Origin of the sequence: Solirubrobacter pauli (assembly GCF_003633755.1) — a bacterium.
Classification (GTDB): domain Bacteria; phylum Actinomycetota; class Thermoleophilia; order Solirubrobacterales; family Solirubrobacteraceae; genus Solirubrobacter; species Solirubrobacter pauli.
In genome coordinates, this window is sequence record NZ_RBIL01000001.1 from 3,939,390 (window position 1) to 3,952,120 (window position 12,731).

The window sequence follows — 12,731 nt, forward strand, 5'->3', positions numbered from 1 at the left end:
GGGAAGTGGTTCTGGAGGAGGGGTGCGATGAGAAGATCGTCGCGAAGCTGATGCTCCCAACGCGATCTCAATCGTAGCTAAACATTCCCTCGATGTAAATCAATATGTATGGAAACCGCGTCCGGTCTTGCGGCCGAGCGCGCCTTCGGCGATCAACCGGTCGATGGTCGCCGGGACGTCCGCGTCGATCGTGCGGCCGATCGCGGCGCTCACGTCCAGCCCGACGAGGTCCAGCAGGGCGAGCGGGCCCATCGGGTGGCCGGCGCCGAGCTGCATGCAGGTGTCGATCGCCTCGGCGCTCAGCTCGGTGCGCTCCATCAGGCGGACGGCCTCGAACAGGAACGGGAACAGCAGGCGGTTGACGACGAAGCCGGGCGTGTCCGGCACCTCGACGGCGGTCTTGCCGAGGGCCGTGCACAGGTCGCGCGCCCGCTGCTTGGTCGTCGGGCTCGCCTCGGGCGGGAACGCGAGCTCCACGAGGTCCATCTTCGGCACGGGGTTGAAGACGTGCAAGCCGACGAAGCGCTCGGGGTGGCCGCTCGCCTGCGCCAGGTCGCTCACCGGCAGGCTGCTGGTGGTGGTGGCCAGGATCGCGTCGCCGGCCACGTGGGCGTCGAGGTCTTCCCAGAAGGCGGCCTTGGCGTGCGGGTCCTCGACGATCGCCTCGACGACGAACGTGGCGTCGCGCAGGACGTGCGCGTCCCGGCTGACGGTGACGTTGCCGTTCACCGCCGTTCCCAGCCGCTCGCAGATCGAGTGGACCTTCGCGGTCGCCCGCTCGCACGAGGAGTCGGAGCGCGCGAGCACCGTTACCTCGCCCCGCGTGGCGGCGACGGCCGCCAGCCCGCATGCGATGGCTCCGGATCCTGCGATGGCCAGACGCTCCGACACTGGTCTCTCCTTCCAGTGGTTGACTCGCGAGTCAATCCGGATCGTACGGTCGTGGGCGCTATGGTCGTGTGACGAGCCGCACGGACTTGCTCGCAGCGGGCGTGCGGCGTAGGGTCAACCCCACGTATGGAGCCCTTGACGCTCGGAAGCCGGACACCTGAGGAACACGAGGAGCGCCAGGCCGCGCTCGATCGGGGAGTGCCGTTCCTGGTGTTCCGCGACGGCGACGGCCGCCAGCGGATCTTCAACCTCGAGTCCGCGTCCGACTCGATCACGGTCGGCCGCCGCTACGAGGCCGACGTCTCGCTGCCGTGGGACCCGGAGGCCTCGCGCCTGCACGCGGAGCTGTCCTACCGCGCCGGCGAGTGGACGATCTGCGACGACGGCTGGTCCCAGAACGGCACGTGGGTCAACGGCCTGCGGCTCGCCGGGCGCCGCCGGCTCGCGGACGGCGACCTCGTGAAGATCGGCCGGACGATCATGGGCTTCCACGCGCCGGGCAGCGGCGGCCCCGGCCCGACCATGGTCGAGGCCGAGCTGTCCTCCACACCGCGCTTCTCCGAGCAGCAGCAGCGCATCCTGCGCGCGCTCTGCCGGCCGCTGTTCGCCGACGGTGACGGCTTCAACCCGAACTCCGACCTCGAAGTGGCGGAGGAGACCGGGGTGGACGTCGACATCGTCACCCAGGAGCTGGACCTGCTCGCCCGCCTGTTCGGGCTCGAGGACATGCCGCGCGCCGAGCGCCGGGCGGAGGTCGCGCTGCTGGCCGTGCGCTCCGGCCTGGTCGGTGCCGACGAAGGTGGCGGCACCCAGGCGTAACCTTGCTCGCCTGATGCGGGCATTCGTTGCAGAGAAGACGGACGACGACGTCACGCGCGGGGTGCGTGACGACTTCGAGCTCGAAGGTGCGGACGGCGTCGTCGTCGACGTCGAGTACTCGAGCGTGAACTACAAGGACGGGCTGGCGACGATCGCCAAGGGGCAGGTGGCGCGGATCTCGCCGCTCGTGCCGGGCATCGACCTGGCGGGGCGCACGGCCGACGGCCAGGCCGTGCTCGCTCACGGGTACGGGCTGGGCGTCTCGCAACACGGCGGCTACGCCGAGCAGGCGCGGGTGCCGTCGGAGTGGCTCGTGCCGCTGCCGGACGGGCTGAGCGCGCGCCAGGCGATGGCGATCGGGACGGCCGGCTACACGGCGGCGCGCTGCGTGATGGCGCTGGAGGCGGCCGGGCTGGCGCCGGGCGCCGGGCCGGTGCTGGTGACGGGCGCGAGCGGCGGCGTCGGCTCCACGGCGGTCGACATCCTGGCGGCGCGCGGCTACGAGGTCGTCGCCTCGTCCGGCAAGGACCCGGCATGGCTGAAGGCGCTGGGCGCGTCCGAGGTCATCTCGCGCGAGGAGGCCGCGGGGGACGCCTCCCGGCCGCTGGAGAAGACGCGCTGGGCGGGCGCCGTGGACTGCGTGGGCGGCGCCGTGCTGGCGGGCGTCGTGCGGGCATTGAGCTACGGCGGCGCCGTGGCGGCGTGCGGCAACACCGGGGGCGTGAAGCTCGAGGCGACGGTCCTGCCGTTCATCCTGCGCGGCGTCTCGTTGCTCGGCGTGGACTCGGTGCAGACGCCGATCGAGGCGCGCCGGGAGACGTGGGCGCGGCTGGCGACGGACCTGCGCCCCCCGCACCTCGACGAGGCGATCACGCGCGAAGTCGGGCTGGACGGGCTAGAAGATGCGTTGAGCGCCGTGCTGCGCGGCGAGCTGCAGGGCCGGACCGTGGTCCGGGTCGCGGTCTAAGCCGCTTCGAGGCGGGCGACGAGCTCGTCGAGGCGCAGCTCTTCGAGGCCCTGGCCGACGGCTTCGAGCTCTGCGGCGCAGAACTCCACGAGCCCGCGGCCCTCCCGGCACAAATCCAGTGTTTCGCGCAGCCCGGCCTCTCCGGAGTCCAGGCGGGCGATGATCGCCTCCAGCCGGGTGCTGGCGGTCTCGTAGGTCAGCGTCTCCTCGGCGGCCATGCCATTGACCCTAGCGGGGGGTGCGGCGGGTAAAGAGCGGCGTGAACGCGCCGATCTACGGGGTCGTGCGTTTGATCCCTTCCCGCAAGATCCGCGACGGCGTCGAGCTGGCGCGGGACGTGGTGGCCGGCCCTCCCGGGACGGCGCCGCTGTTGCGGGCCGGCGTCAAGCTGTCCGCGCGGTACGCGGATCTGCTCCCCAAGGCGGGGGTCGGCTCGGTCTGGATCGAGGACGAGCTGGGCGCGGACATCGACATCGCCGAGCCGCTCACGCCCGAGACGCGGGCAAAGGTCCACAAGGCGACGGCGGGCGCGCTCAGCGCGGCGGGCACCGCGCTGCGCTCCGGCTCGGGCATGCCGCGCGACGTCGTGGAGTCGCTGGGGGACGTCGCCTCCTCGATGGTCAACGACCTGCTGGACGTGCCCGAGGCCGCGCTCGCCCTCGACGACCTCAACGCCTTCGACGACTACACCCACAAGCACAGCGTCCAGGTGACGATCCTCGGGCTCCTGATCGCCCGCCGCGTGTGGCAGACCGAGGGCTGGATCGACTATCGCGGACGACGCCGCAAGGACCGGATCGAGGACCGCCTGCGCAAGCTCGGCCTCGGCCTGCTCGTCCACGACGTCGGCAAGCTCGCCGTGCCGCCGGAGATCCTCAACAAGCCCGGCCGCCTGACCGACCCGGAGATGGAGATCATGAAGACGCACGCGATGGCGGGCGTCGAGCTGCTCCGGCCGGCCGACCTCTCCCCGCTCTCGCTCGGCGTCGTCCGCGACCACCACGAGCGCATCGACGGCTCCGGCTACCCCGAGGGCCTGTTCGGCTCCCAGGTCCAGGAGTTCCCCCGCATCGCCGCCGTGGCCGACGTCTTCGACGCCGTGACCTCCGAGCGCGTGTACAAGCCGGCCGCGCCGCCGCACGTCGGCGTCCGCGTCATCCGCGAAGGCGCCGGCACCCAGTTCTGCACCGAGGTCGTCCGCCACTTCCGCGCGGTCGTCATGCCGTACCCCGTCGGCCACGAGGTCACCCTCCCCGACGGCCGCACCGGCGTCGTCTCGGGCGTCTCGATCGACGAGCCCGACGCACCCACGGTGCGCGTGCTGGGCCCGGCCGGCGTCGAAGAGCTCACCGTCGACATGACGGCCGAGCAGGCCGCGGCCTAGAAGAGCCGCGCCTCTTCCTCGTGCGCGGCCCGTCCGGCGGCCGTGGCGGGCTTCAGCCGGCGTGGGGCGGGCGCGGCCTCGTCGGGCGGAGCGAGCCCGTCGGGCAGCGCCGCGGGCTCGCCAGGCGCCGCCGGCTCGTCGGGCGCCGTCGCGGGCTCGTCCGTCGTCGCCACCGGCTCGTCCGTCGCCGCCACCGGCTCGTCCGTCGCCGCCACCGGCTCGTCCGTCGTCGCCACCGGCTCGTCCGTCGCCATCGGCTCGTCCGTCGCCGTCGCGGGCTCGTCCGGCGCGGCCGTCGCGCGCTCCGGGCGCGCGTGGACACGGCCGTCGTGGAGGCGGATCGTGAGGCGCTGCTGGGCTTCTGCGGCGGCCGCCGTCGTGATCGGCTCCCCGTGCTCGTCCTCCAGGAGCGCGTAGCCCCGTTCGAGCGTGCGTTGCGGGTCGTGGGCGGCGAGCGTGCCCAGGATCCGGTCCAGGTCCCGCCGGCGGCGTTCCAGGGCGGCGGCGGACGCGCGGTCGAGCGTCGCGGCGTCCGTCTGGGCGCGGCGGGCGGCGCGTTCGGCGCCGAACGACGCAGCGGTGGCCTTGCGGGTCAGCGCGGCGGCGCGTTGCTGGGTGCCGCGTTCGCCGGTGGTGATCGCGCGGCGGGTGGCGGCGCGGAGCTCGCGCAGCTGCTGGTGCAGGCGGGTGCGGTGGCGGGCGACGTGGTGGCCCGGCGCGCGGGACAGGCGCGCGAGCGTGCGGGCGCGGTCCAGCACGGCGCGGCGGCTCTGGCGGTGCAGGCGCGCGGCCGAGCCCGCCAGCGCGGCGCGGGCCGCGGTGCAGTCGACCGGCACGGCGGTCTCGGCGGCGTGGGTCGGCGTCGAGCACGCGACGGCGGCGACGTCGTCGAGCAGCGTGCGGTCCGTGTGATGGCCGACGCTCGAGATGACCGGCACGCGCAGCAGGGCGACCGTCCGGCACAGGGTCTCGTCGCAGAACGCGAACAGGTCGGCCAGCGACCCGCCGCCGCGCGCGACCACGATCACCTCGACCTCCTCGCACGCCGCGAGGTCCTGGAGCTTGCGCGTGATCGCCGGCGCGGCATGACGGTCCTGCACGGGCGCGAAGCCCCAGACGACCCGTCCGGCCCAACCGCGGCGGCGCAGGCCGGCGAGGACGTCGTCGCGCGCCTTGCCCGACTCGCCCGTGACCACGCCGATCACCTTCGGCAGTCGTGGCCGCGGGAGCGCCTTCTGCGGCTCGAACAGGCCCTCGGCGTGCAGCCGCTTGCGGAGCTGGTCCAACTGCGCGAGCAGATCGCCCTCGCCCGCGACCCGCAGCCGCGTCACCGAGAACGAGAACGACGGCGACGCCGTGCGTGAGCCCGGGTAGTAGTCGCACCCGCCCGCCACGACGACCTGCGCGCCGTCCGCGAGCGGCCCGACCTTGAGCTTGTCGAAGTCCTCGCGCCACATCGAGCAGGGCAGCGCGCCGGATGCGTCCCGCAGCTCGAACCACACCTTCGCGCGGCCCGCCTTGAACCCGAAGACCTCGCCGAAGACCTGCACGCGCGTGAAGCCGCGCAGGCGGTCCTTGAGGGCGGCCGCGTACTGGCCGACCGGAAACGGGCCCGTGAGGGTGGAGCCGGGAATGCCGTCCATCGTTGCTCACGCTAGTCCTGACGGCGGACGAAGCCGCGTGGACGGCGACCACACCCGCGGGCGCCGCGTCAACCAATTCATGCCCCGGCGTGGGCGGAGAGCGCGGCGTGGGTCAGGAACTGCTTGACCCGTCGCGGCGGGCGTGGTGTGCGCGGGTGAGCCGGGTTCCCCGGACTGTGAACGCGTTCGCGTCCCTGTTTCCATGGCTAGGGCCGGTTTCGCGGGGGGGTGTGTCCGCAAACCTTCCTGTGAGGACGGTTTCCGGACACACCCCCTCTAGACGGCCGCGTTTTCGGGGGGTAGGCCCGGAAACTTTCGCTCAGCGAAAGCCAGCGGGCCTACCCCTCCCCGGCGAACCGGCGCGCTCGGTCCCGAGCCATCGAATCGCGGTGAACGCCGGAGCGTTCACTCAGTGAGGGGAACCCTCCTCACCTGCCCACATCACACCCGCCGCGACGGGTCAAGCGATTCCTGACGACCGCGCCGCTCTCCGCCCGCGCCCGGGCATTAATTGCTTGACGCGGCGCCCGCGGGTGTGATCAGCCGTAAGCCGTTACCCGCGCGGCCGGCGCCCCGTCACAGACGAACGGGACGACAGACGCGGCCGGGGCGCAAACGCCGGCCGCCGCGGCGCACGCGACGAGGCATGTGGCGGCCCCGCGTGGTCGGCCACCGCCAGCAACTCCAACAGCAACACCGTGAGCAGCACGTCCCGCGCGGCATCCGCGTGGCGACCGGAGGTCGCGCGGAGCGCCAGGACGAGCAGCTCGTTCAACCCGGGATCAACCCTTGGTGGCTCCCGGGAGGTAACGCGGCTGCTCGTGGTCGCTGACGCTGGCCAGCGTGCCGATGCCGTCCTCGTTGGGCGTGCCGCGGACCTCGCCGGTGAAGCCGAGGCGCTCGAGCTTGCTGATCTCGCCCTCCGCGTAAATGCGGACCTGGCTGTCCTGCGGGAGGCCGGCGACGAGCTTCCGGATCCGGTTGCGGATCTGGTACGAGAAGTGCGGCGTGGCGGACGCGACGAGCTGGCGGATGTCGTCGACGGTCACGTCGCGGTCGCCGCGGATGCGTTCGGGCTGCTCGGCTTCGGCCATCGTGCTCAGGGTGCTCCGGTATCGACGGGGGTGATCTCCAGCAGGGTATCTATGCGGTCCTGGACCGCGGCCGCCAACGCGCTCTCGTCGCCGATGATCCAGCCGTGGTTGTAGACGCCGCGCACGGCGGGGGTGGCGTCGTCGTAGCCGGGCTGGATGTCCAGGAGGTAGTTCTGCAGCGGCTCCGACAGCACGCCGGCGTCGCTCACCAGCAGCAGCGGCGCGTACTTGCCGTGCGTGCTCAACGGCGCGGCGGCCGCGGCGTCCTGGGGGCGGCGGACGTTCGCGAACACGAGCCCGTGCCCTGGATCGACCACGCCCCAGCCGAAGTTGCCGTCGGTGTAGCGGGCGAACGCGATCGCGGTGTTGGAGGCGTCGCCCGCGGCGATCCGCTTGACGGTGCCGAGCTTGCCGAGCGCGTCGAACACGGCGTCCGGGACGGCGTCCTCGGGCCCGAGGACGTAGATCGCCGCCGAGCGGTGCCGCTTGAGCGCCTCGGTCGTCTCCGCGGGCACGCCCTGCGCGGTCACCCACAGGATCGGGGTGCCCGACCAGGCGGCGTAGCCGGCGGCGGGCATCGCGTACTCGGGCCGGTCGGAGCTCGCGACGATCACGGCCGGCGACGCGGCGCCGGAGGCGCTGATCTGCAGCCGGTCCACCGCCGCGGCCAGCGCGGCCGGGGACGCGGCGGCCGGGATGTCCGTCGTCTTGTAGCCCTCGACGGGCGCCTTGGTCCCGACGCGGATGATCTGCGCGCCGCCGGCCTCCTTGGAGCCGGTCGGCCGCAGCGCGTCGAGCGCGGCGCGGGTCGCGTCCGGGATCGTGTCGCCGTCGGCGAACAGGATCGGCGCGCGGATCGGCTTCGCGGCCAGTACGGACGCCGCGATCCCCGTCTGCCACGCGCGCGCCTCGGCAAGGATCACGGCCGGCGGGCGCGACTCGTCCGTGCGCGCGGGATACGTCGCCAGCGCGATGCCGGCGGCGTCCGCGATCGCGTCCGCGCCCGCGACGCGCGTCGTGTTCTTGGTGGCGAACACCGGGAAGCCGAGCGGCGGGCCGCTCGCGGGCACCTCGCCGCCGGACTGGCCGGTCACGGGTGGGGTGGAAGGCGGTGTGGCGCTCGCGCTCGGCGCGTTGCCGCTGTCCCCACAGCCGGCGACGAGCACGAGCACCGCCAGCAGGCAAGCAATCGGACGCACCCCGACGAGGCTACTCAAGGTTCGCGGCGCCGCGTCGATCAAAGGTGAAAGCGACCCCATCCCCCGGATGGGGCGCACGACTGGACAATTGACTGCGGCTTCCGCTAGGTTGCCGCGTACGCCGAGTCCCCGGTTGGTCGCCGGGGAGCGGGGGACCCAAGTAGTTGGGGCGAGTCGCGCGCAAGCGTGAGACGCAGGCTCTTTCAGCGTCAGCCCGTCAGCTAACCCCGCAGGCCGACGAAAGAGGAACATTTGCCTTCCCTGCGGGCGATCGCGGTTGCGATCTCGACAACTTTGACGCTGGTTCTTCCCGCCACGGCCGTGGCGCAAGCGCCCGCTCCCGACAAGTCCGGCGGCGCCGTGTACCAGGCGCCCACGCCGGTCCCGACCCCGCCGCCGGCCCCGACGGACATCGTCGTCCCCGGCGCGGTGGCCCAGCTGCTCCCCGACGGCACCGCGGCCGCCCCGGCCGACGCCCCGCCGCAGGTCCAGCAGGCGATCTTCGCGGCCAACAAGCTCCAGGCCAAGCCGTACATCTACGGCGGCGGCCACGCCAAGGTCGAGGACAAGGGCTACGACTGCTCCGGCACCGTCTCGTACGCGCTGCTCGGCGGCGGCGAGCCGCTCGGCCTCGAGTCCCCGCTGGACTCCGGCAGCTTCATGAAGTGGGGCGAAGCGGGCGAAGGCCAGTGGATCACGATCTACACCAACCCCGGTCACGCCTACGCCGTCATCGCGGGCCTGCGCCTGGACACGAGCATCGGCTCCTCGCCGCGCGGCGCGGACCGCAAGCTGGCCGCCCAGCACAAGAAGGCGATGGAGAAGGGGCCGCGCTGGCGCCCCTGGGAGCGCTCCTCCCGCGGCTTCAAGAAGCGCCACCCGGTCGGCTTCTAGCGCCGACGGGTACGCTTGGTCGAACTGACTCAGTTCCGACCACAGGAAAGGGAGGTGCCGTGGCCGGTATGTCCGGGCGGTTCTCCACGGTAATCAAGGCCAAGATCAATCGGATGCTCGACAAGGCCGAGGATCCGTCTGAGACGCTGGAGTACAGCTACCAGAAGCAGATGGAGCTGCTCCAGAACGTCAAGAAGGGCATCGCTGACGTCGTCACCTCCAAGAAGCGCCTGCAGCTCCAGCAGCAGAAGCTCGAGCAGCAAGTCGTGAAGCTGGACACGCAGGCGCGTCAGGCGCTTGCCCAGAACCGCGAGGACCTGGCGCGCGTCGCGCTCGAGCGCAAGCAGTTCGCCCAGGGCGAGCTGCAGGGCCTGGACAGCCAGGTCCAGGAGCTCGAGGCCCAGCAGCAGGCGCTCGTCGACAAGGAGCAGAAGCTCCGCGCCAAGATCGACCAGTTCCGCACCAAGAAGGAGGTCATCAAGGCGCAGTACTCCGCCGCCGAGGCCTCCGTGAAGATCTCCGAGGCCGCGTCCGGCGTGGGCGAGGAGATGGCGGACGTCGGCATGGCGATGCAGCGCGCCATCGACAAGACCGAGAACATGCGTGCTCGGGCGAACGCGATGGACGAGCTCGAGGCTTCGGGCGCGTTCGACGACCAGCTGAGCCTCACGGCCGGCCAGGACGACATCGACCGCCAGCTGCACGAGCTGAGCTCGCAGTCCGCCGTGGACGACGACCTCGCGCGCCTGCGCGCCGAGCTCGGCCAGGGCTCCGCGCCGCAGCAGGCCCTCGGCGCCGGCGACGAGACGCAGACCCCCTCCCAGGAGAAGCCCGCGTGATCGTCCGGATCGCGACCGAAGGCCAGTACGAGCTGCCCGACGAAGACGTGGATCGCCTCAACGAGCTCGACAACGAGCTCGTGGCGATCGTCGAGGCGGGTGACGAAGAGCGCTTCGGCGAGGTCTTCGCGTCGCTCATCGAGCTCGTCCGCAGCGACGGCAAGCCCGTCGCCGACGACGTGCTGGAGGAGTCCGACGTGATCCTGCCGCCGCCCGACCTCACGTTCGAGGAAGCGGGCGAGCAGTTCAGCGGCGAGGGCCTCATCCCCGACTGACGTCGGGCTAACCAGAAGCGCAAGAAGCGGGGTGGCTGGTCTGGTCGCCACCCCGCCCGGCGCATACCGTTCTCGCCAGATGAACGTGCGCCGCATGACCGAGACGACGATCTACGTCGCGCTGAGCGCGGCCCTCGGGTTCGTCTCGTTCCTCGTCCTGTCGATCTCGCTCGTGATCGGCATCCCCACCTTGCTGGTGGCGCTGGCCGGCGCACCGCTGATCGCCCTGGCGTTCTTCACCGCGCACGTCCTCGCGCGGATCGAACGCCGCCGCGCCGCCGCCCTCCTCGGCATCGACTTCCCCACCCGCGCGTTCCCCCGCGAGGGCTCGGTGCCGGTGCGGGCGGTGGCGTGGATGAGCTCGCGCGGCGCGTGGATGGAGATGCTCTACGCGCTCGTCGCGCTCCCGGTCGTCGGGATCTTCGGCGCCGGGCTCGTGTTCTGGGCCTGGGGCGCCGCGATCGGCCTGCTCAGCTATCCGCTGTGGGGTTGGGCGACGCCGGGCGACGACGTCTTCGGCCTCAGCTACGTCCCGGCCGCGTTCCTGCACGTGCTGCTCGGCATGGCCGCGCTGGGCGCCGCGCCGTGGCTGGCCCGCGGCGCCGCCGCGGTGCAGCTGGCGATGGCCCGGCTCCTGCTGGAGCCGGGGGAGCGCGAGCGGCTCACCGCCCGCGTGGACACGCTGGAGGAGACGCGCGCCGGCATGGTCGCCGCCGCCGACGCCGAGCGGCGCCGGATCGAGCGCGACCTGCACGACGGCGCGCAGCAGCGCCTCGTCGCCCTGGCGATGACGCTGGGCCGCGCCCGGGCCTCCGAGGATCCCGTGCACACGCAGCGGCTCGTCGCCGAGGCGCACGGCGAGGCCAAGGAGGCGCTCGTGGAGCTGCGCAACCTGGCGCGCGGCATCCATCCCGCCGTGCTGACCGACCGGGGCCTGGACGCGGCGGTGTCCGCGCTCGCCGCGCGCTGCCCCGTGCCCGTGGCCGTCGACGTCGACCTGCCACGCCGCTGCAGCCCCGGCAGCGAGGCGATCGCCTACTTCTTCGTCGCCGAGGCGCTCACCAACGTCGCCAAGCACGCGCAGGCGTCCCGTGCGTGGCTCAGCGCCGAGCTCCAGGGCGACCGGCTGGTCGTCGAGGTGCTCGACAACGGGATCGGCGGCGCGGAGCTCAACGGGACCGGCCTGGTGGGACTGCGCGACCGCGTCCGGGCCGTGGATGGTGAGATGACGGTTGTGAGCCCACTAGGACACGGAACCAACCTGCGCGTGGAGTTGCCATGCGAGCGGTGATCGCCGAGGACGCGGTGCTGCTGCGCGAGGGCCTCGTGCGGCTGCTCGAGGAAGGCGGCTTCGACGTCGTCGCGTGCGTCGACAACGGCGAGGACCTCCTGCGCGCCGTCGAGCAGCACCAGCCGGACGTGTGCGTCGTCGACGTGCGCATGCCGCCCACCTTCAACGACGAGGGCGTCAAGGCCGCGCTCGTGATCCGGCGGCAGTGGCCGGACGTCGCGATCCTGATGCTCTCCCAGTACGTCGAGGAGCGCTACGCGGTCGACCTGATCGCCGGCGACTCGCGCGGCATCGGCTACCTGCTCAAGGACCGGGTGGCGGACGTGCGCGAGTTCCTCGAGGCACTCCGCCGCGTCGCCATGGGCGGCGCCGCGCTGGACCCCGAGGTCGTCACCCAGCTGCTCGTGCGCTCAGGCAAGCAGGACCCGCTCGAGCAGCTCTCCCCGCGTGAGCGCGAGGTGCTCGGCCTGATGGCCGAGGGCCGCACGAACGGCCTGATCGCCGAGGCGCTCGTCGTCACCGAGGGCGCCGTCGAGAAGCACGTCACGAATATCTTCAACAAGCTCGGGCTGCCCCCGGCCGACCAGGCGCACCGTCGCGTCCTGGCCGTCCTGCGCTACCTCGAGCACGGGACGGACAATCACGCATGACCCGCCGCACGGATCGTCGCTTCGCGCTGCTCGCCGGGGGCGGGCTGGCCGTCTTCTTCGCCCTCTGCGCGGCCATGTCGGTCGCGTCATGGAGCGTCGGGACGGTCGAGGGCACCTCGTCCCGCACGATTGCCGGGAGCGTGGAGCAGCTGATGGTGGAGGCCGCCAACGGCGACGTGACGATCCTGCGGTCCGACGACGGCGCCATCCACGTCGATGGCCGCGCGGAAGGGACGCTGCACGCTCCCGCCCCGCGGATCGACGTGGACGGCTCGCTGGTGCGGGTCAACGCCAACTGCCCTGTGTGGGGCTTCGGCGAGTGCCACAGCAAGGTCACTCTGCGCGTGCCCGCGACGACGGCCGTGACGGTCGACGCGGGCTCGGGCGACATCGTCGCGCAGGATCTCGGCGGCGATGCGGATCTGCACACCTCCTCGGGCGACATCGCCGTCGACGGCGGCGCTGGCGACGTGAGCCTGGACACCGGCTCCGGCGACATCGTTGCGCGCGGCCTGCGCGGGGAGCGCGCGATCGCCGAGACCGCCTCGGGTGACGTGGACCTGCGCTTCGCGGTGGCGCCCCGCAACGCCGACGCCAACACCGGATCGGGCGACATCCGCATCCTCGTCCCGACCGGCGTCGAGAAGTACGACGTGGACTGGGACACCGGGAGTGGCGACGGGAACATCGGCGTTCCCGACAACGACGGCTCGGACCGCCGGCTGCGCGCCGACACGGGCTCGGGCGACATCGTCGTCGACTACGGCGGGTAGCCTCCGGCGGCG

At 72.6% G+C, this 12,731-nt stretch carries 14 protein-coding genes and 1 riboswitch; of the genes, 9 read left to right on the plus strand and 5 right to left on the minus strand.

Annotation, left to right across the window (positions count from 1 at the left end; translation table 11 throughout):
- Positions 1–99: 99 nt before the first annotated feature.
- Positions 100–891, minus strand: coding sequence for a 3-hydroxyacyl-CoA dehydrogenase family protein (locus C8N24_RS18455; RefSeq protein WP_121252328.1), 792 nt, complete (start codon positions 889–891; stop codon positions 100–102).
- A gap of 126 nt (positions 892–1,017) precedes the next feature.
- Between C8N24_RS18455 and C8N24_RS18460 the strand changes: the two genes are divergently transcribed.
- Together C8N24_RS18460 and C8N24_RS18465 are read left to right on the plus strand one after the other, a co-directional pair.
- Positions 1,018–1,710: an FHA domain-containing protein gene (locus C8N24_RS18460; RefSeq protein ID WP_121252330.1), complete on the plus strand. Its 693-nt coding sequence runs from the start codon at positions 1,018–1,020 to the stop codon at positions 1,708–1,710.
- 13 nt (positions 1,711–1,723) lie between these two features.
- The gene (locus C8N24_RS18465) at positions 1,724–2,677 is read left to right on the plus strand and encodes an acrylyl-CoA reductase family protein (RefSeq protein WP_121252332.1); all 954 of its coding nucleotides are present in this window, start codon (positions 1,724–1,726) and stop codon (positions 2,675–2,677) included.
- Here the strand turns inward: C8N24_RS18465 and xseB are convergent.
- On the minus strand, positions 2,674–2,895 hold the full coding sequence (gene xseB / locus C8N24_RS18470) for an exodeoxyribonuclease VII small subunit (RefSeq protein WP_121252334.1): 222 nt from the start codon (positions 2,893–2,895) through the stop codon (positions 2,674–2,676). The genes C8N24_RS18465 and xseB overlap by 4 nt on opposite strands.
- A gap of 20 nt (positions 2,896–2,915) precedes the next feature.
- Between xseB and C8N24_RS18475 the strand changes: the two genes are divergently transcribed.
- Entirely contained in the window at positions 2,916–4,061 is a 1,146-nt protein-coding gene (locus C8N24_RS18475; protein ID WP_147447871.1) for an HD-GYP domain-containing protein, read from the plus strand.
- Here C8N24_RS18475 and xseA read toward each other — a convergent pair.
- From xseA to C8N24_RS18495, 3 genes are all read right to left on the minus strand, one after another.
- Complete coding sequence (gene xseA, locus C8N24_RS18480; RefSeq protein ID WP_121252338.1) at positions 4,058–5,704, minus strand: exodeoxyribonuclease VII large subunit; 1,647 nt, start codon at positions 5,702–5,704, stop codon at positions 4,058–4,060. The genes C8N24_RS18475 and xseA overlap by 4 nt on opposite strands.
- 782 nt (positions 5,705–6,486) lie before the next feature.
- A complete protein-coding gene (locus C8N24_RS18490; RefSeq protein WP_121252342.1) occupies positions 6,487–6,798 on the minus strand; it encodes a hypothetical protein in 312 nt (103 codons plus the stop codon).
- A 5-nt stretch (positions 6,799–6,803) separates the two neighbouring features.
- A complete protein-coding gene (locus tag C8N24_RS18495; RefSeq protein WP_147447872.1) occupies positions 6,804–7,997 on the minus strand; it encodes a cell wall-binding repeat-containing protein in 1,194 nt (397 codons plus the stop codon).
- 109 nt (positions 7,998–8,106) lie between these two features.
- Positions 8,107–8,248, plus strand: a riboswitch (cyclic di-AMP (ydaO/yuaA leader).
- Positions 8,249–8,291: 43 nt separating this feature from the next.
- Between C8N24_RS18495 and C8N24_RS18500 the strand changes: the two genes are divergently transcribed.
- From C8N24_RS18500 to C8N24_RS18525, 6 genes are all read left to right on the plus strand, one after another.
- Positions 8,292–8,891: an NlpC/P60 family protein gene (locus tag C8N24_RS18500; RefSeq protein WP_147447873.1), complete on the plus strand. Its 600-nt coding sequence runs from the start codon at positions 8,292–8,294 to the stop codon at positions 8,889–8,891.
- A gap of 59 nt (positions 8,892–8,950) precedes the next feature.
- Positions 8,951–9,730 (plus strand): PspA/IM30 family protein, encoded by a 780-nt coding sequence (locus C8N24_RS18505; protein WP_121252348.1) that lies wholly within the window; start codon positions 8,951–8,953, stop codon positions 9,728–9,730.
- Positions 9,727–10,005, plus strand: a complete 279-nt coding sequence (pspAA, locus tag C8N24_RS18510; RefSeq protein WP_121252350.1) for a PspA-associated protein PspAA — start codon at positions 9,727–9,729, stop codon at positions 10,003–10,005. The genes C8N24_RS18505 and pspAA overlap by 4 nt, the downstream gene beginning before the upstream one ends.
- A gap of 79 nt (positions 10,006–10,084) precedes the next feature.
- Positions 10,085–11,296 (plus strand): sensor histidine kinase, encoded by a 1,212-nt coding sequence (locus C8N24_RS18515; RefSeq protein WP_121252352.1) that lies wholly within the window; start codon positions 10,085–10,087, stop codon positions 11,294–11,296.
- Positions 11,284–11,946: a response regulator gene (locus C8N24_RS18520; protein WP_121252354.1), complete on the plus strand. Its 663-nt coding sequence runs from the start codon at positions 11,284–11,286 to the stop codon at positions 11,944–11,946. The genes C8N24_RS18515 and C8N24_RS18520 overlap by 13 nt, the downstream gene beginning before the upstream one ends.
- A complete protein-coding gene (locus tag C8N24_RS18525) occupies positions 11,943–12,719 on the plus strand; it encodes a DUF4097 family beta strand repeat-containing protein (protein WP_121252356.1) in 777 nt (258 codons plus the stop codon). Before C8N24_RS18520 ends, C8N24_RS18525 begins: the two co-directional genes overlap by 4 nt.
- The last annotated feature ends 12 nt before the right edge of the window (positions 12,720–12,731 follow it).